A 17,309-nucleotide genomic window follows, 5' to 3' on the forward strand; every position below is an offset into this window, starting at 1 on the left:
GGTGCCGGCGGCCAGAACGTCAACAAGGTGGAAACGGCCGTGCGCATCCTGCACATCCCAACAGGCCTGGCCGTGCGCTGCACCCAGGAGCGCTCCCAGCTGCAAAACAAAGAAAAGGCCATGGCCCTGCTGATGGCCAAGCTGCTGGTGATTGCCCAGGAACAGCGCGCCTCCGAGATTGCAGACATCCGCGGCGATATCGTGGAAGCTGCCTGGGGCAACCAGATCCGCAATTACGTATTTCATCCATACCAGATGGTGAAGGATCTGCGCACCCAGCAGGAAACCACCGACGTGCAGGGCGTGATGGACGGCGACCTGGACCCCTTCATCCAGAGCCTGCTGCACGCGGGTGTCGAAGTCGGAGCGGGCGGCGATGGCTGACGAAAACCCCAGTTTCATCAAGCTGGCTATGCGCAACATGGTGCGCAAGGGCCGCCAGAGCTTGTTCCACTTCGGCCTCACGGCCCTGGGGCTCTCCGGGTTTCTGGTGCTGATCGCCTGGTTGGGCCGCCCCCAACTGCCGGGGGGCTGAGCTGTGCTGGATCTGGACCTGGCCTACTTCGCCGATCCGGATCTGGAGGCGGGGCTGCTGGCTGGTACCGCGACCTGGGCCAGGCACACTGAAGGCTGGGCCGAACACATCGAGAGCTGGCTGGTCCAGCTGGCCGCCGAACTGCCGCCCGAGCTCTGCGCCCCCGCCTACAGCCTGGGCCTGAGCCTGGTGGGCGATGGGGAGATCGCAGCCCTGAACAACGATTGGCGCCAGCAGCAAGGCCCCACCGATGTGCTGGCCTTTGCCGCCCAGGAAGCGGGCCTCGACGACCTGCCCCCCCTGGCCATACCTGGCCCCCTGGAGCTGGGCGACATCGTGATCTCGGTTGAAACCGCCGCCCGCCAGGCGGCCCAGCACGGCCACAACCTGGAAGAGGAACTGCTGTTTCTGGCCAGCCATGGCCTGCTGCACCTCCTGGGCTGGGACCACCCCGATGAGGCCAAATTGGCAGCCATGCTGGCGCGCCAGGAGGAGCTCGTTAAGGTGCGGCCGGAACCATGACCAACCTGCTCCCCCTACCGCGCCAAGACCCCATGGCCGAGCGTCATCACCGGCGCCTTCGCGCCAGCGCCTGGAAGGTGGCTGGAGACCTGCCGGCGAGCTTTCGCTATGCGGCCCAGGGCCTGGCCTACGGATTTACCAGCCAACGCAACTTCCGCATCCACGTGATCACCGGAGCTGGGGTGTTTGGCCTGGGGCTGTGGCTGCAGCTACCCACTTCCCAGCTGGCGGTGCTGGTGCTCACGGTGGCGGCCGTGCTGGTGCTGGAGCTGCTCAATACGGCCACCGAAGCGGTGGTGGATCTGGCCATCGGCCGCAAGTTCCACCCCCTGGCCCGGATCGCCAAGGACTGCGCCGCCGCGGCCGTGCTGGTGGCCTCCATCTCGTCATTGATGATCGCCATGTTGCTGCTGGTGCCGCCCCTGGTGGCCAGGCTGGGGTTCTGAAGGAACTTCCCTAAGGAACCTCCCTGATGCTCCTCGTTCTGGACAACTACGACAGCTTCACCTTCAACCTGGTGCAATATCTAGGCGAACTGGCACCAGACCATCCCATCGCCGCCGATCTGCGGGTGGAGCGCAACGACGCCCTCAGCCTGGAGCAGATCCGCGAGCTGGCCCCCGCCGCCATCTTGATTTCACCGGGGCCCGGCGACCCGAATCAATCGGGAGTTTGCCTGGAAGTGCTGAGACAGCTGAGCCCCTCGGTGCCGACCCTGGGGGTGTGCCTGGGTCACCAGTCGATCGCCCAGGTGTATGGGGGCAGGGTGGTGCGGGCCAGGGAGCTGATGCACGGCAAAACCTCGCCAGTTCACCACAGCGGCCAGGGGGTGTTTGAGGGCCTGGCCAACCCCCTCACCGCAACCCGCTATCACAGCCTGATCGCCGAACGCGAAAGCCTGCCCGACTGCCTGGAGATCACCGCCTGGCTGGATGACGGCACGATCATGGGCCTGCGCCACCGAGCTTTCCCTCACCTGCAGGGGGTGCAGTTTCACCCCGAAAGCGTGCTCACCCAGCAGGGCCACCAGTTGCTGGCCAACTTCCTGCGCCAGGCCAGCCAGCCAGCTCGCCCAGATCAGCTGGGTTAGCGTCACGGCGACTGCCGCTCCGCCATGCGTCTGCTGCCCACCATCGGCGCCCTCAGCCTGGGCACTGCCTTATTGGGCACTGCCTTACTTGGCCCTGCCTTGCTGGCCACTGGCCCCGCCCTGGCCTCAACGGGGGTGACCATCACCAGCTACGGCCACAGCGCCCTGCTGATCAGTGGTGGCGGTGCCAGCGTGCTGGTCAACCCCTTCAAGGCCGTGGCCTGTGCGGCTGGGCTGGCCGAACCCAGGGTGAGTGCCACCGTGGTGCTGGCCAGCAGCCGCCTGCTGGATGAGGGCGCAAATGTGGCCAAGGGCAAGATGCTGGTGGATCCTGGCTCCTACAAGGTGGGTGGCCTGAAGATCGAGGGCATCGCCGGCCCCCACGACCGTGTCGGGGGCCGGCGCTTTGGCCAGGCCACCCTCTGGCGCTGGCGCCAGGGTGGCCTTGACTTTGCCCACCTGGGCGGCACGGCGGCCCGGCTCAGCCCCTCCGACAAGGTGATGCTGGGCAGGCCCGACGTACTGATCATCGGCGTGGGAGGCGGCGCCAAGGTCTACACCGGGGCCGAGGCGGCCGAGGTGGTGCGTGAGCTGAAGCCCCGCCGGGTGATCCCGGTGCAATACGTCAGTGGCAAAACCACCCCGAAAGACTGCGACCAGGGCTCCCTGCAGCCCTTCCTCGATGCCATGGCCGGCACCCCGGTGAAGCGTCCGGGTCGCACCCTCAGCCTGCCCGCCAAGCTGGGCGAGGGCATGGTGATCGAAGTGATGCGCTAGATCGCGGCGTAGGCCGCCCAGAACTGCTCCATCTGCTCGAGGGTTCCAATACTCACCCGCAGCGAACCTGCAATTAGCGGCTTGTCCGCCATCGAGCGCACCAGGATGCCCTCCTGCCGCAGCCGCTGCTCCACCTGCTCAGGGGGCAGCTCGGGCCAGATCAGTAGGTAGTTGCCGCCGTCGGCGTGGTGCCGCACGCCGGCCCCCCGCAGCTGCTGCACCAGCCAGGCGCGGGCCAGGCGCACTTCGGCCACATAGCCATCCACATAGGGCTGGTCTGCCAAAGCCGCCAGAGCAGCTGTCACCGCAAAACTGTTGATGTCATAGGGGCCCACGACCCGGCTGATGCGGTCGATCACCGCTGCCGCACCGATGGCAAAGCCGATGCGCAAACCCGCCAGACCGGCAGTTTTGGCCAGGGAGCGCAGCACCACCAGGTTGGGGGTGGCCGCAAAGTCGGCCACCGGCAGCACGCTGTCGCCCGTGAAGGCCTCGTAGAGCTCATCCACCACCACCAGGGTCTGGGCCGCCGTGGCCGCGAACTCCAGGATCCTTTCAGGCGCCAGCCGAGTGCCCGTGGGGTTGTTGGGGTTGCAGATCAGCAGCAGGCGAGGCCCCTGCCCCAGGGCGGCGCGGATCTCCTCGAGCGGGAAGGCGAAATCCGGCAGGTGATAGGGAATCGCCTCGATCGCCATGCCCTGCATCTGGGCGCAGGGGCTGTAGTAGCCGAAGGTGGGGCTGGTGGTGAGCAGGGTGTCGCCCCGGGACCCGTAGGCGTGAAAGATGGCGTGGATCGCCGCATCCACCCCGTTGAACAGGCCGATCTGGCTGGGCGCCAAGGGCAGGGCCAGGTTCGCCAGCACCGCCTCCCGCAGGCCGTCGTATTCGGGATAGATGGCGTACTGATCCGCCGGGATCGCCCGGATCGCCGCCACCACGTGGGGGCTCGGGCCCACGGTGTTCTCATTGAAATCGAGTCGCAGCAGGCCCCGCCTCCCCTCCAGCGGAGCGCTGTAGGCGCGGAGGCTTTCTACCTCCGGGCGGGCAGGGGGGGCGTCAAGGTCTGCCGAATGGGTCACGGCGCGGCAGGTCGACAGCTTTGCGCAGCGTAGGCATACCACTGAGCGTGGCCAGCAGCAGCAACGCCGCGCTGACCAGCAGCACCAGGGTGGTCAGCACCTGGACCTGGGGGGAGATCTCCCGCTGGAAAGCACCGGCCAGATAGAGGGGCAAGGTGACCGTCTCACCGGCCATGAAGCTGCTGATCACGAAGTCGTCAAAGGACAGGGAAAAGGAGAGCAACCCGGCCGCCAGCAGCCCCGGCGCCAGCAGCGGCAGGGTGACGCGGGCAAAGGCCTCAAGCGGCGGCGCGCCGAGATCCTGGGCCGCCTGCTCCAGGCTCGGATCGAAGCCCGCCAGCCTGGCCTTGAGGGTGAGGGCCGCGTAGCTGAGGCAGAACAGGCTGTGGGAGAGCAGCAGGGTGAGCGGGCCCCGGGGCAGATCGATCCCCACAAACAGATTCAGCAGGGCCGTGGCCAGCACGATCTCCGGATTGGTGAGCGGCAGGGCCACCAGCAGCCCGATCACCCGCCTGCCGCGCAGCCGCGCCCGGGCAAGGGAGAGGGCCATCAGCCCCCCGAGCAGCACCGCCAGCAGGGCAGCCGCCAGGGCCAGGGCCAAACTGGTAAGGAAGGCCTCGGTGAGGGCCGGATCGCCCAGGGGATGGCGCCAGTTGGCCAGGGTGAAGCCCTGCCACAGCAGGTTGAAACGGCCGCGCGGGGCGTTGAAGCTGAACAGCACCGTGACGGCCACCGGCGCGTAGAGCAGGGCGAAGGTCAGGGCACTGGAGGCGGCCAGCAGCACGTTGCCGATGCGGTTCATGGCAGCGGCAGCTCGTCGAGACCACGGCCCCGCAGCTGCACCAGCACCGCCAGGGTTACCAGGGCCATCAACACCAGGGTGAGCGCCGCCGCCCGCGGCGCCTGCAGCTGCACCAAAAGCAGGTTGTCGATCGTGTTGGCGACCATCCGCTCATTCGGGCCACCGAGGAACAGGGGGTTGACCACATCGCCGGCGGCGGGGATCAGGCCCAGCAGGATGCCGGCGGCCAGGCCAGGGCGGGACAGGGGCCACACCACCTGGGTGAAGCGCCGCCAGGCTCCGGCGTGGAGATCGGCAGCGGCCTCCAGCAGGCAGGGCTGGATCCGCTCCATCGCCAGCACCAGCGGCAACACCAGAAACGGCAGCTGGTTGGTAAGCAGCCCCAGGATCACCGCGGTGGGAGTGTTCAACAGCCGACCGTCCCGCAGCAGCCCCAGGCCGTTGAACGCCGCGGTGAGATCCAGGCTCTGCAGCAGCGCCAGCACCGGCCCATTGTCGCCCAGCAGGCTGGTCCAGGCGATCGCCCGCACCAGGTAGGAGGTGAGCGAAGGCAACACCACCAGGCCGATCAGCAGGGGCTGCCAGCGGCCGCCGCGGAAGCGGATGGCGAAGGCGAGCGGATAGGCCAGCAGCAGGCCGATGGCGGTGGCGCTGGCGGCGTAGCCAAACGAGCGCCAGAGGATCGGGCCGTAGGCCTGCAGCACCTCCAGATAGGTGGCCAGTCGACCGCGAAACACCGTCTCCAGCCCGAAGCGGCTGAGCGGCTCCGACAGCGACAGCGGCACCAGGCCCAGCAGGGGGAGCAGGTAAAGCCCCAGCAGCCACAGCAGGCCGGGCGCCAGCATCAGCCAGGGCCAGAAGCGCCTGGCCCTGGCTGCGGCCTCAGCCCTCGGTGATGCTGGCAAAGCGCTCCTCCCAACGGGCTTCTTCGCTCTCACTGAGCGGACCGAAGCTGTGCAGCCGCTGCTGCATCGCCGCATCCGGGAACATCAGTTCATTGGCTGCCAGGGCGGCGGTGGCCGGATCCTTGGCCAACTGCTGGCGCACCCCCACCACCGGCGAGATGTACTGCACGGCGGCGGCGATGCGGGCCGCCTCCACCGGCTCATAGACCCAGTTCATCCAGGCCGCTGCCTCGCGGCGGTGCTGGGCGCCCTTCGGCATCAGCATCACGTCAGACCAGAGCACGCCGCCGCTTTCTGGCACCACGAAGCGCAGGTCGGGCTGCTCGAGAACCAGCTGGGCCACATCACCTGACCAGCCGATGCAGGCCGCCAGGTTGCCGGCCAGCAGATCGTTTTGATAGTCGTTGCCGGTGAAGCGGCGGATCTGGCCGTCTTTGCGGGCCTGCTCCAGGCGAGCAAAGCTGGGCTGGGCAGCCGCCCAGGTGGGCTGGCTGATGTCCTGGCCGTCGGCCAGCATCAGCAGGCCCATCGTGTCGCGCATCTCCAGCAGGGCCGACACCCGCCCCCGCAGGGCCGGATCGAACAGGTCATCGATGCGGGCCAGCTCCCGGCCGGTGGCCTTGATGTTGTAGGCGATGCCGGCAATACCCGACTGCCAGGGCAGGCTGTAACGCTGTTGCGGATCCCAGGGGGGATTGGCCAGATAGGGGACCAGGTTGCGGATGTTGGGCACCTGGGCCAGGGGTAGGGGCTCCAGCCAGCCCAGGCCAATCAACCGCTGCGCCATCCAGGAGGGCAGCACCATCAGGTCCTGAACCAGGGGCCGACCGGCGGCCAGCTGGGGGCGGATCCGGGCAAAGAACTGGCGGGTGTCGTTGAGGTCTTCCAGGTAGCGCAACTGGATACCGGTGTCCCGGCGGAAGCGGCTCACGCTGCCCGGGGCGCCGGGGGCATCGGGATCGATATACAGGGGGAAGGTGGAGATCACCAACTCCCCACTTCCACTCCCACTGCCACTGCCACTGCCATTCCCACTCCCCTTGCAGGCCTGCAGCAGGGTGGGTGCCAGCACCGCACCGGCGGCAGTGGCGGCCAGACGCTGCAGAAAGAGCCGACGGCCGGACTGACTGGATGGGAGGGGCAACTGGGCTGGCATCAGGTCAAAGCAACGATCAGGGCGGGCAGTCAGCCAACCGATGGGTATCGGCGTGGTTCCAACGACACCAGAGCTCGGAGCCAACGCGCAGATTCTCCGGCAGGTTGGCGCTGGTGTCGATGGCGATCAGGGCCAGACCATCTCTGCCAGCCAAACCATCTCTGCCGGCCAGGCGCACCTCCACCGTGGCCCCTTGGAAGGCCAGCGCCCGCACCTGGGCCCGCAGCCCGCACTCCCCCTGCTGGGGTGGCGTTTCACTCAGCCGCAGCCGCTCGGGCCGCAGCAGCCGCAGGCCCCCAGCCGAACCATCCGGCAGCAGGTTGGCGGCCCCCAGGAAGGTGGCCACCACGGCGCTGCAGGGGCGGTCATAGAGCTGGCGCGGCGTGCCCACCTGCTCCAGCCTTCCCTGGTGCAGCACCGCCAGCCGGTCGCTGAGGCTGAGGGCCTCTTCCCGGTCGTGGGTGACGAGCAGGAAGGTGATGCCCAGCTCCCGCTGGATGCGCTGCAGCTCCGCCCGCATCAAGCGGCGCAGGTCGGGGTCGAGGGCCCCGAGCGGTTCATCGAGCAGCAGGGCCGCAGGGGCGTTCACCAGCGCCCGCGCCAGCGCCACCCGCTGTTGCTGGCCACCGGAAAGCTCGTGGGGACGCCGGCGTGCCAGCTCCGAAAGCCGCACCACTTCGAGGATCTCCCCCACACGGCGACGGATCTGCGGCGCCGCCAACCGCTGGGAGCGGGGGCCAAAGGCCACGTTGTCCCACACATCGAGGTGGGGGAAGAGGGCATAGTTCTGAAACACCATGTTCACGGGGCGGCGGTGCGGCGGGGCCCCGGTGAGATCCAGGCCCTGCAGGCGGATCCGCCCCCCATCGGGGTGCTCGAAGCCGGCGATCAGGCGCAGGGTGGTGGACTTACCGCTGCCGGAGGGGCCCAGCAGGGAAAAGAATTCCCCCGGGCCGATCGAGAGGCTGAGCTCCTCCACTGCGAATTGGCCGCCCAATTGGCCACCCAATTGGCCGCTGGATTGGCCGCCAAAACGACGGCTGACCTTCTCGAGCTCAATGACGGCCCTATCCCCCGGCTGCTGCAGCGGAGCTTGGCGATCGGGCTGGAGCGTGCCAGGGTTCAAGGGCAAAACTGGCGCGCACCGGCGCACCTGTTTAGCAATCCCTTGCCAGTGGCACTGTTCATCTGGGCTTCTGGGCACCTATTCAATGGGAACTGGCACGGTCGATGTGGTGGTGGTGGGCGCCGGCCTCTCCGGGCTGGTCTGCGCCCGCGACCTGCATCGGCGGGGCCTGCAAGTGCGGTTGCTGGAGGCACGGCAACGCTGCGGCGGCAGGATGTGGGGCCGCCCCAGCGCCATGGGCCTGCCGCTGGATCTGGGCGGCCAGTGGGTGGGCGCCACGCACCAGCGCCTGATTGAGCTGCTGGGGGAATTTGGCCTGCAGCGCTACCCCACCTATTACGCAGGCGAAGGGATTTTCCACTGGAACGGCACGGCCCATCGGGCTGGCGTTGAACACGACTTTGACTCCAGCCTGCTGTTCTTCCGGCCGGAACAACTGGGCCTGCCGGCTGGTGAGGTGGCTGAGGCCCTGGCCCTGCAACAGCGCTTTCAGCAGCTGGTGGCCCAGGTGCCCCCAGGGCAGCCCTGGGGCGGCCCTGCTGCCGCCGAGCTCGACCAGCTCAGCATCGCTGGCTGGCTAGGGCGCCAGGGGGCCTGCCAACTGGCCCGCTACCCGCTGGCCTGGCTGGCGCGGATGGGGGGATCGGGCGGCTTTGAACCCCACGAGAGCTCGATCCTGCACCTGGCCTGGAGCCAGGCCGTTGCACCCCAGCAGGAAACACCGGAGGCCTGGCTGGTGCATGGGGGGGCGGCCCAGGTGGCCGAGCGGCTGGCGGCCGAGCTGGGACCGCTGATCCAGCTGGGGGCGCCGGTAGGGGCGATCGAGCAAAACGGTGGGGGCGTGCGGGTGACCTTTGGCGAGGGGGATCGGATCACGGCGGCGGCGGTGGTGGTTGCGATCCCGCCCCCGCTGCGATTGGGAATCCGCTTCAGCCCAGCGCTGCCGCCGGAATGGCAGGGCCTGCTGCAGCGCTCGCCCATGGGCTCGATGGTGAAGGTGCTGGCCCTCTATCCGCGGCCCTTCTGGCGCGAGCGGGGCCTCAATGGCCTCGGTATCGGCAACCTGCCCGCCCTGGAGCTCAGCGTCGACAGCTCACCCCCAGACGGCCCGGGCCAGCTGAGCTGCTTCATCGCCGGCGACCGGGCCGTGGCCTGGCAGCGCCTACCGGAGGCCGAACGGCGCCGCGTCGTGCTGCAGGATCTGGCCCTGCTGTGGGGCCCGGAGGCCGCCGAACCCAGCGAGCTGGTGCTGCACAACTGGAACGGGGAGAGCTGGAGCGGCGGCGCCTTCACCTGCTTCTTGAGCCCCGGCGCCTGGAGCCGCTACGGACCGGTGTGGCAACAACCCCACGGCAGGGTGGTGTGGGCCGGCACCGAAGCTGCCCGCCGCTGGCCTGGCTATTTCGAGGGGGCAATCGAGGCGGGGCTGGCCGCCAGTGAACAGGTGCAGGAGCTGGCTTGCAAGGGCAAAGGGACAACCCAAACCTGGGCCAACGATCGGGATTTCGAGAGCAGCTGATGCCAGCCTGTTGCGCAAGAGTGTTGCGCCGCCCAATTGGATCACGCCCAGGAGGCGGCAGGGGACTCTGGCAAAAATTTTCACAAAGGAGGATCTCTGCTTGTTGAATATTGTGCCTGGCCAGTCAAAGCGTGATGCCATCGCGGCCTACCTTGGCGGGCGAGGAATTAAGTTTTTGGCCAATGGGTTGCGGCCCATATTTTACCTACACTACTGGCTATTCCCAAATCAGCGATTCCTGCTAAGAAGCTCCGTCAATAAACCAATCGGCTCAGCTAGCAGCAATGCCAAGCCCCACTCCAAGACCCTCTCCAAGGCCCTCTCCAAGGCCATGCCAAAAATAGTTTGGCAAACCAACTACACAAATAGAGTTACCCTGCCAATCAAGGCCAGCTGGCTGTGCAATCGACTATTAAGCCCAGGCTACGACTACAAGTTTCACACCACGGAGATGCGCAAAGACTTCGTGGAGAACCACTTCCCCGGAGAGACCTCGCGCCTTTACAACAGGCTGACCATTGGAGCTGCCCAGTCAGATCTCTGGCGATTGCTAGTGCTCTATAAATATGGTGGCGTTTACATGGATATCGACGCCCACCTAGTCTGGCCCTTAAACAGAATTATACCAGCCGCATCAAGCGCGCTGTTCTTGCGATACAAAGACGGCGGCGCTACAAATTACTTCATAGCAAGTAGGCAGGAACATCCAATTATCAAGGCCCTAATCGAAGAAGTTCTTCGTCGTATCGAGAACCCTCAAAGCGACAATATATACGAAATAACCGGTCCAACCGTATTCCAAGCAGTGCTCTCAGAGCACGAACATAGCTGGCGCTTCTCCCGGCATACCTGCCTGCAGGGAAACTTCTCAAATAAATTCTTTCAATACATCGACAAGGCCGAAGGCCACTGGACAATCGAACAAAAGAGTCATCGAGCCATTAGCCCTGAAACTTGTTAAGCACCATCAAAAATGCCGACCCTACACAAATTATGCATTGCGATCCTTGCCTTCAATGAAGCCAGCACAATTGCCAACTGCCTAGATTCGGCTAAATTTGCAGACCAGATTCTCGTCATCGATGCCGGCAGTACCGACTCAACCACCAGTATTGCCGAGTCCATAGGGGTTGAGGTTTACCACCACTCGGACTGGCAGGGATTCGCGATTCAACGCAATCGCGCCCTAAATTATTGCGAATGTGATTACATCTTTTTCCTAGACTGTGACGAAATTATCCCGCCAAAATTAGCCGAAGAAATCCGCGCCGCGGTGGGCCAAGGAGCAATAAATCGAGGCCTTGTCCGCTGGGAAGATTATGTCTTTGGCAAACACCTTAAAGGCATTCACCAAACGAAGGGAATTCCCCGCCTATTTAAAGTCAGTGATTTAGTTGGCTTTGAAGGACAAGTTCACGAGGGAGCCATCCTGCGCGCAGCGGCACGAACACAGCTTTTCCGCACACGACTGATCCATCACTCGCGCAGGTCTATTCACCAGAGCCTGCTAAAACTTGCGCAATATTCCCAGCTTGCCGCAATCAAACTGCGCGACTCAAGATCTCGCTCCGGCGTAGCCGCCGGACTCATCCATGCCGTGCCACGCTTTCTAAATCTTTATTTTATCAAGCTCTCATTCCTTAGTGGTGCCGAAGGATTCTTGTACAGCCTACTGGTCGCCCTAGAAGTGTTCTTCAAGTACTGCGCGGCTCACTACGACTCAGGCCCGGAAGCATCCACCCCAGTCAGGCGCTGAGGCAATTTCAAGTCACATCCGCTCCAAGGTGGGGATCCCGAGCAAACCCAACCCCAACTTGAGGGTGCCTGTGGTGAGGCGGCAAAGGGCCAGCCGTGAGCTGCGGGAGGGCTCTTCGGCCTTGAGCACCGGCACCTGGTCGTAGAAGCGGTTGAAAACCTGGCTGAGTTCAAACAGATAGCTGCAGAGCCGATTGGGCAGCAACTCCTCCTCCACCTCGGCGATCACCGCATCCAGCTTGAGCAGCTCCCGCACCAGGGCCCACTCCTGGGCTTCGGTGAAGGTGAGGTGAGCGGCGGCTGCGGCCTCCAGATCGCCACCCTTGCGGGCGATGCCGGCGATCCGCACCACCGCATACAGGAGGTAGGGGGCCGTGTTGCCCGTCAGGGCCAGCATGCGATCAAAACTGAACTGATAGTTGGTGATCCGGTTGGTTGAGAGGTCGGCGTACTTCACCGCCGCCAGGCCCACGGTGTGGGCCACGTGCTGGATGAAAGCCCCATCCTCTGTGCGCCCTTCCTCGGCCAGGCGCAGGCGCAGGTCGGCCTCGGCCCGCTGCACCGCCCCATCGAGCAGGTCCTTGAGGCGCACCGTGTCACCGGAGCGGGTCTTGAGCTTCTTGCCATCGTCGCCCTGCACCAGGCCAAAGGGCACATGCTCCACGCTGGTGCCCTGGGGAATCCAACCGGCGCGGCGGGCCACCTGGAACACCCCGGCGAAGTGGCTGGCCTGGCCCGCGTCTGTTGCATAGATCACGCGGCTGGCGCCATCGCCTGCCTGGGAGAAGCGATAGCGGATCGCCGCCAGATCGGTGCTGGCGTAGTTGAAGCCGCCATCACGCTTCTGCACGATCAGCGGCAGGGGCTTGCCGTCCTTACCGCTCATGCCCTCGAGGAACACGCAGCGGGCCCCGTCGTCGGTAACCAGCAAAGTGGCAGCGCTGAGGTCGTCAACCACCTTCTGCAGATAGGGGTTGTAGAAAGACTCGCCGCGCTCGACAAGACGAATATCGAGGCGGTCATAGATCTGCTGGAATTCGCGCCGGCTCTGCTCACAGAGCAATCCCCAGGCCTTGAGCGACACCGGGTCGCCCCCCTGCAGCTTCACCACCTCTTCGCGCGCAGTGGCCTGGAAATCCTCGTCAGCGTCGAAGCGGGCTTTGGCCTGGCGGTAGAAGGCCACCAGATCGCCCAGGTCAACCGCATCGGGGTGCTCCAGCGCGTCTGGCGCCACCTGCTTGAGGTGGGTAATGAGCATTCCAAACTGGGTGCCCCAATCGCCCACATGGTTGAGCCGCAGCACCGGGTGGCCGCGGAACTCCAGCACCCGGGCCAGGCAGTCGCCAATGATCGTGGAGCGCAGGTGCCCCACATGCATCTCCTTGGCGATGTTGGGGCTGGAGAAATCCACGATCACCGGGCCCGCACTAACCCCCAGGCCGGCTCCCTGGTTGGCCCCAACCGGCACCCCCAGGCGCGGATCGGCCAGCCGGGCCCCCACCTCCGCCGCCAGCCGCTCGGGGCGCAGGGTGAGGTTGATGAAGCCGGGGCCGGCGATCACCGGCTCCAGGCACAGCTGGCCAAAGGCCGGCTCGCTGGCCAATTGCGCCACGATCGCCTGGGCGATGGCCCGGGGTGGCTGGCCCAGGGGCTTGGCCAGGGGCAGGGCCCCATTGGCCTGGAAATCGCCGAATTCCGGCTTAGAGGCAGGTGCCAGCTGGGGATCGAGGGCCTGCCCCGCCGAACGGGCCAGCTGCGCCGCCTCGGGGAAGGCCCGCTCCATCGCCGCACGCAGTTGGCCGTTCAGGATCTGGGCGATGCAGAGCATGGCAGCCGAACAGGGGCAGGGTGCCCATCGATCATCCCCCGCAGGCCACCGGATCAGGCCAGCAGTCCCAGCTCCTGCTCCAGGCCCTCCAGCACAACGTCGGCCACCAACTGGATGCGATAGCGGCAGTGCTGGGTTTGGCTACAATCGAAGTGGCCGTGCTCCCAGTACTTGTTGCTCCCCGTGCCGCCGCCGCACAGCCCGAAGTGCCCACAGCTGCTGCGACAGAGCTCCACCCCGGCGCGGATCTCCGCCTCCACCCGGCGAAACTTGGCGCTGGCGGCAAGGGCTTCGAGGCTATCTTGCAGCACATTGCCAAACGAAAAGTCGCCGTATTCGGCGGTGGCCACCGAGAGCAACTCCGGATCAAAAGTGGAAGCATTGCCCCGGGCATCGACGTTGACGATCACAAACGGAGTGTTCATGTCGGTTTGAACCATGCGGGCCGTGCTGCAGGCAATGGTGGCGATGCCGTCGAATTCCCGAATGCGGAGGCGGCCGGGCTGCTGGCGGCTGCGCTGCCAGATACGGGCCATGAAGGCCCGGTAGCGCTGCTCCAGCAGCTCCCGCCCCAGCGGCCCCCCATCGAGGCTCGAATGGGTGTTGGCCCCCTCGGTTTCCTCCATGTTGAAGCCCACATCCCCGATGCCGTTCTGCAGGAAGAAATCGACGATGGCGTCGGCATGGTCGAGGGCATCGGCCGTGAGCACGCAGATCACCTGAAAGGGAATCCGCCGCCGGGCTAGCCAGTCGATGCCCCGCATCACGGCGGCATGAGTGGGCAGGCCGGTGCGGGTGACGCGGTGGGCGTCGTGCAGGAAGGCTGGCCCATCCATGCTCACGCCCACGTGGATGCCATTGCGCTCAAAGCAATCGCACCAGGCCCCATCAATCGTGGTGGCATTGGTTTGCAGCGACTGCACGACCGTGCTGGCCGGCAAACCGCGCCCCTCCAGGAGCCGGCCGATCCGCTGGGTGGCCTCGTCGTAGAAAGCAATCGGCGCCATCAGCGGTTCGCCCGCATGCCAGAGCAGGGTGAACTCCCCGTCGAAATAGGGGCTCTCCAGCACCCGCTCCACAGCTGCCTCCAGCACCGCCAGCGGCAAGCGGCTGCGGTCGCCCCGATCGGGCAGATAGCAGTAGTCGCAATCGAGATTGCAGAAGGGGGTGGGCTGCACCACCAGCAGCCTGACCGGCCCATAGCCCCCCGGGCCCGGGGCCTCCAGATCAGCGGCCGGGATCGGAATCAACGCCAGTAGCGGCCGCCACCGTTAAGGAAGCCGCCATTGCGAAAGCCCCCATTGCGGAATCCACCATTACCGAAGCCGCCGTTAGCAAAGCCGCCGTTGTAAAAGCCACCGTTGCGGAAACCGCCATTGCCCCAGCCCAGCCCATTGCCATTGACGAACACGTAGGAGAGCTCACCCCGCGGGGCCTCGTCGACCCCACCCCGCTGCTGCACGGCCGCCGCAATGCGGCTGAGTCTCTCCTCAATGCTGAGGGGCGGGCCCGGCAGCGCCGCAGATCCCTGGGCATTGGCCACAGCCAGAGCCGCGGCCCCATCGACCGGCAGGGAGGCCAGCAGCAGCAGACCAAATAGATAGGAACGGTTAGGAATCGCCATGGGAGCTAAGGGGGAGGGGGATCAGCGCTGGGCGGTCAGAGGAGAACCCAAAACGGCAGAAGAACTTGTTGGTTGGCCGGCAGGGATGGGACGGATCGACTCCACACCCAGCAGCACCGCTTCGAAGCTGGCACGAACCACGTTCTCCGGGAGCCCGACGGCGCTGCCAGGGCCCAGCCAGCGATTCACCGCGGCAACCGTATCGGGCTGACCATCGAGATACCCCTGCAACAACCGGGCAATGGTGAGGTTGACCAGATCCCGGAAGGCGGAGTCGTTCTGCGCCATCACACAGCTAACGGCGTAGGCCTCAAAGGGGAAGTCGGGGGTGAGAGTCAGGCCCGTCAGGGCCTGTTGACGCACCAGGCCGGCAAGCACAAAGGTGTCGCCCATGACACCCTCCACCGTGCCTGCCTTCAGGGCCGCCACCGCCTCCTGGAGGTTATTGAAGGGCACGGGGATCGCCCTTGGCTGCATGCCCCGCAGGTCTGTTTCGCCAAGGGATTGGCGCACCACGCCGATCCTGCGACTCGCCAGGGCTGCCGGGGTGCCGTCAAAGCGACCAACCGGTGCCAGTAACCGCAGCCCGGAGAGCCCGATGGGCAAGGAAAAGTCCACATGGGTGTCCAGCTCCCAGCTGAACGGCAGCCCGCAGGCCAGGGCTGCCTTGCCGGCAGTAAGGCTGGTGACCAAACTGGCCGGATCAGCCACGGGCGCAAACCGCACCTTCACCGGCCGGCCCACCGCTGTGGAGAGTTCCGCCGCGATCCGATCGGCCACCAGCAGCCCATAGCCGACGGATTTTCCCTGGCCATCGGCAAACACCAGGGGGGGAACATCGGCAAAACCGGTCAGTACCAATTCGCCGGTTCGGGCGGCCCGCTGCACGGCCCCCTCGGCAAGGGCAGCGGCAGGGCTGGCAGCCAACAGCCCCAGGGCAGCCAGGGCCAGGCCCAGCTGACGCCGGCAACCCCGCGCCAGCCGGCCAGGAGCAGGGGGTGGGGCGCCTGCGCCAATGGTTTGTTTCGCCACCCAGCCTCGATCCAAACTGGAGCCAGTATGGAGAGGGCAGGTGCCGATTCCCATGGACCAGCCCCAAAGCTCAAACTTCAGCTGTCCCGGTCAAAGCGCATGCTCAGATCCAGCCAGGGGCTGCGGGTGATCGGCGCACTGGTGGAAATCAGGTCGATGCCGCTGGCTGCATAGGCCTGGATCTGGCCGGGTTGCACACCGGAGGCCTCCAGCACCAGCCCGCGCCCCTGGGCCAGGGCCCGCAGCCTGGGCACCAGCTCCACCAGCTGCCCAGGCGTGAATTCATCGAGCAGCACCCCATCGGCGCCGGCCCGCACCGCCGCTGCCGCCTCAGCCCCCGTTTCCGCCTCCACGATCACCCGGGCCGGCCAGGGCCCATTGGCCCGCACCGCCGCAATCGCCGCCTCCAAACCACCGGCCACCCCACCTGCCACCCCACCCACCCAGGCCAGGTGGTTTTCCTTGAGCATCGCCGCATCGTCCAGCCCGAAGCGGTGATTCACTCCCCCCCCGCAGCGCACCGCATATTTCTCCAGCACCCGCAAGCCAGGGGTGGTCTTGCGCGTATCCGCCAGCCCCACCCCCGTGCCCTCAAGCATCTGCACCAGGGCCGCGGTGGCGGTGGCGATACCGGAGAGACGCATGGCCAGGTTGAGGGCGGTGCGCTCCGCGGCCACCAGGGCCGTCGCAGGGCCCTGGAGCTCCAGGAGCCGCTGGCCTATCCCCACGGTCTCCCCATCCGCCACCAACGGCCGCACCCGCACGGCGGGGTCGAGCAGCCGGAACAAAGGCTCCACCAGCACGCCGCCACAGAAGACCCCGTCGGCCTTGGCGAGCCAGTGGGCCCGGCCAGGGCGACCAGCCAACGCAGCCGCTGTGAGGTCGCCGCGGCCTATGTCTTCGTTCAGCCAGGCCCGCAGCTGGCCCTGAAGCGCAGGCGTGAACGACAGGTTCATGGCGACAGGTGACCGGTTTGCCCATCATGCGAGCCAGTGCAGCTGGGTCAGCGCAGCAACCATGCAATTAGCCCAGGTGGTGTTATTCGGCCGCTTGGCAGCCAGGCCCTGGCAATGTTCAACCTCGATCCGGCCCAGTGGCGCGGCGCCCGCGGGTGGATTGCCCGGGCGGGCCGGGATCGCTCTCGGCCCTGCTGCGGGCCGATCTGGAGGCCGCCATGGCCACCCTGGCCACCAGCTCCGCCATCCGGCCCGATTTCAACCTGGACGCCTGCCGCCAGGAACACCTCGAAGCCCTGGCGGACCGGCACGCCCATCGCGAGCGCTACCTGGCCGCAAGCCTGCCAAATCTGCCCTTTGCCGATCAAAGCTTCGATCTGGTGCTCAGCGGCCACCTGCTGTTCAGCTACGCCCCCTGCTCGGCCGGTGGGCTGATGGAGAAAACCAGGGCTGGATCTGGACTGGCACCGCAGCGCACTGCATGAGCTGCTGCGGGTGAGCCGCCGGGCGGTGCATCTCTATCCGGCCCACACCATGGAACTCCAGGCACGCCGCCACCCCTACGCCGAGGCGTTGCTGGCGGAGCTGCCCGCCAGCTGGCAC

The 17,309-nt window shown here is 66.2% G+C and carries 20 protein-coding genes; 10 read left to right on the forward strand and 10 right to left on the reverse strand.

Annotation, left to right across the window (positions count from 1 at the left end; all coding sequences use genetic code 11):
* The 6 genes from KBZ07_RS05805 to KBZ07_RS05830 all read left to right on the forward strand — a co-directional run.
* Nucleotides 1–384 (forward strand): peptide chain release factor-like protein (locus KBZ07_RS05805; protein WP_315860141.1); only part of this gene is annotated, 384 nt, incomplete at its 5' end.
* Nucleotides 377–535 carry a DUF3285 domain-containing protein gene (locus KBZ07_RS05810; RefSeq protein WP_197152010.1) on the forward strand — a complete coding sequence of 53 codons (159 nt, stop codon included), beginning with the start codon at nt 377–379 and terminating at the stop codon, nt 533–535. The genes KBZ07_RS05805 and KBZ07_RS05810, both read left to right, overlap by 8 nt.
* A gap of 6 nt (nt 536–541) precedes the next feature.
* Complete coding sequence (gene ybeY / locus KBZ07_RS05815; RefSeq protein WP_396123941.1) at nt 542–1,057, forward strand: rRNA maturation RNase YbeY; 516 nt, start codon at nt 542–544, stop codon at nt 1,055–1,057.
* A complete protein-coding gene (locus tag KBZ07_RS05820; protein ID WP_396123939.1) occupies nt 1,054–1,503 on the forward strand; it encodes a diacylglycerol kinase family protein in 450 nt (149 codons plus the stop codon). Before ybeY ends, KBZ07_RS05820 begins: the two co-directional genes overlap by 4 nt.
* Nucleotides 1,504–1,529: 26 nt before the next feature.
* Nucleotides 1,530–2,147 (forward strand): aminodeoxychorismate/anthranilate synthase component II, encoded by a 618-nt coding sequence (locus KBZ07_RS05825; protein WP_254930726.1) that lies wholly within the window; start codon nt 1,530–1,532, stop codon nt 2,145–2,147.
* 24 nt (nt 2,148–2,171) lie between these two features.
* Nucleotides 2,172–2,924 carry an MBL fold metallo-hydrolase gene (locus KBZ07_RS05830; protein WP_254930727.1) on the forward strand — a complete coding sequence of 251 codons (753 nt, stop codon included), beginning with the start codon at nt 2,172–2,174 and terminating at the stop codon, nt 2,922–2,924.
* Here the strand turns inward: KBZ07_RS05830 and KBZ07_RS05835 are convergent.
* The 5 genes from KBZ07_RS05835 to KBZ07_RS05855 are packed head-to-tail and all read right to left on the reverse strand — an operon-like array spanning nt 2,921 to nt 7,992.
* Entirely contained in the window at nt 2,921–4,003 is a 1,083-nt protein-coding gene (locus tag KBZ07_RS05835) for a histidinol-phosphate transaminase (protein ID WP_254930728.1), read from the reverse strand. The two genes, KBZ07_RS05830 and KBZ07_RS05835, sit on opposite strands and share 4 nt — an antisense overlap.
* Nucleotides 3,981–4,805, reverse strand: coding sequence for an ABC transporter permease (locus KBZ07_RS05840; RefSeq protein ID WP_254930729.1), 825 nt, complete (start codon nt 4,803–4,805; stop codon nt 3,981–3,983). Before KBZ07_RS05840 ends, KBZ07_RS05835 begins: the two co-directional genes overlap by 23 nt.
* A complete protein-coding gene (locus tag KBZ07_RS05845) occupies nt 4,802–5,650 on the reverse strand; it encodes an ABC transporter permease (RefSeq protein WP_254930730.1) in 849 nt (282 codons plus the stop codon). The genes KBZ07_RS05840 and KBZ07_RS05845 overlap by 4 nt, the downstream gene beginning before the upstream one ends.
* A 37-nt stretch (nt 5,651–5,687) precedes the next feature.
* The gene (locus KBZ07_RS05850) at nt 5,688–6,866 is read right to left on the reverse strand and encodes a spermidine/putrescine ABC transporter substrate-binding protein (protein WP_254930731.1); all 1,179 of its coding nucleotides are present in this window, start codon (nt 6,864–6,866) and stop codon (nt 5,688–5,690) included.
* 16 nt (nt 6,867–6,882) lie between these two features.
* Nucleotides 6,883–7,992: an ABC transporter ATP-binding protein gene (locus KBZ07_RS05855; RefSeq protein ID WP_254930732.1), complete on the reverse strand. Its 1,110-nt coding sequence runs from the start codon at nt 7,990–7,992 to the stop codon at nt 6,883–6,885.
* 85 nt (nt 7,993–8,077) lie between these two features.
* Between KBZ07_RS05855 and KBZ07_RS05860 the strand changes: the two genes are divergently transcribed.
* The 3 genes from KBZ07_RS05860 to KBZ07_RS05870 are packed head-to-tail and all read left to right on the forward strand — an operon-like array spanning nt 8,078 to nt 11,267.
* Complete coding sequence (locus KBZ07_RS05860; RefSeq protein ID WP_254930733.1) at nt 8,078–9,511, forward strand: FAD-dependent oxidoreductase; 1,434 nt, start codon at nt 8,078–8,080, stop codon at nt 9,509–9,511.
* Nucleotides 9,512–9,521: 10 nt separating this feature from the next.
* Nucleotides 9,522–10,472, forward strand: a complete 951-nt coding sequence (locus KBZ07_RS05865) for a glycosyltransferase family 32 protein (protein WP_254930734.1) — start codon at nt 9,522–9,524, stop codon at nt 10,470–10,472.
* 12 nt (nt 10,473–10,484) lie between these two features.
* Entirely contained in the window at nt 10,485–11,267 is a 783-nt protein-coding gene (locus KBZ07_RS05870) for a glycosyltransferase family 2 protein (protein ID WP_254930735.1), read from the forward strand.
* A gap of 12 nt (nt 11,268–11,279) precedes the next feature.
* On the opposite strand, the gene argS is transcribed toward KBZ07_RS05870, so the two are convergent.
* The 5 genes from argS to nadC all read right to left on the reverse strand — a co-directional run bounded on the left by argS (nt 11,280) and on the right by nadC (nt 16,706).
* Nucleotides 11,280–13,094: an arginine--tRNA ligase gene (argS, locus tag KBZ07_RS05875; RefSeq protein WP_254930736.1), complete on the reverse strand. Its 1,815-nt coding sequence runs from the start codon at nt 13,092–13,094 to the stop codon at nt 11,280–11,282.
* Nucleotides 13,095–13,147: 53 nt separating this feature from the next.
* Complete coding sequence (gene grrM / locus KBZ07_RS05880; RefSeq protein WP_254930737.1) at nt 13,148–14,344, reverse strand: cyclophane-forming radical SAM/SPASM peptide maturase GrrM/OscB; 1,197 nt, start codon at nt 14,342–14,344, stop codon at nt 13,148–13,150.
* A complete protein-coding gene (gene grrA / locus KBZ07_RS05885) occupies nt 14,341–14,718 on the reverse strand; it encodes a GrrA/OscA1 family cyclophane-containing rSAM-modified RiPP (RefSeq protein WP_254930738.1) in 378 nt (125 codons plus the stop codon). The genes grrM and grrA overlap by 4 nt, the downstream gene beginning before the upstream one ends.
* A 21-nt stretch (nt 14,719–14,739) precedes the next feature.
* Nucleotides 14,740–15,750 (reverse strand): extracellular substrate binding-like orphan protein GrrP, encoded by a 1,011-nt coding sequence (gene grrP / locus KBZ07_RS05890; RefSeq protein ID WP_254930739.1) that lies wholly within the window; start codon nt 15,748–15,750, stop codon nt 14,740–14,742.
* 77 nt (nt 15,751–15,827) lie between these two features.
* Complete coding sequence (gene nadC, locus KBZ07_RS05895) at nt 15,828–16,706, reverse strand: carboxylating nicotinate-nucleotide diphosphorylase (protein ID WP_254930740.1); 879 nt, start codon at nt 16,704–16,706, stop codon at nt 15,828–15,830.
* Between the two features lie 137 nt (nt 16,707–16,843).
* Here nadC and KBZ07_RS05900 point away from each other — a divergent pair, with 137 nt between their 5' ends.
* Nucleotides 16,844–17,191 (forward strand): class I SAM-dependent methyltransferase, encoded by a 348-nt coding sequence (locus KBZ07_RS05900; protein WP_254930741.1) that lies wholly within the window; start codon nt 16,844–16,846, stop codon nt 17,189–17,191.
* Nucleotides 17,192–17,309: the final 118 nt, after the last annotated feature.

Source organism: Cyanobium sp. BA20m-14 (assembly GCF_024346295.1).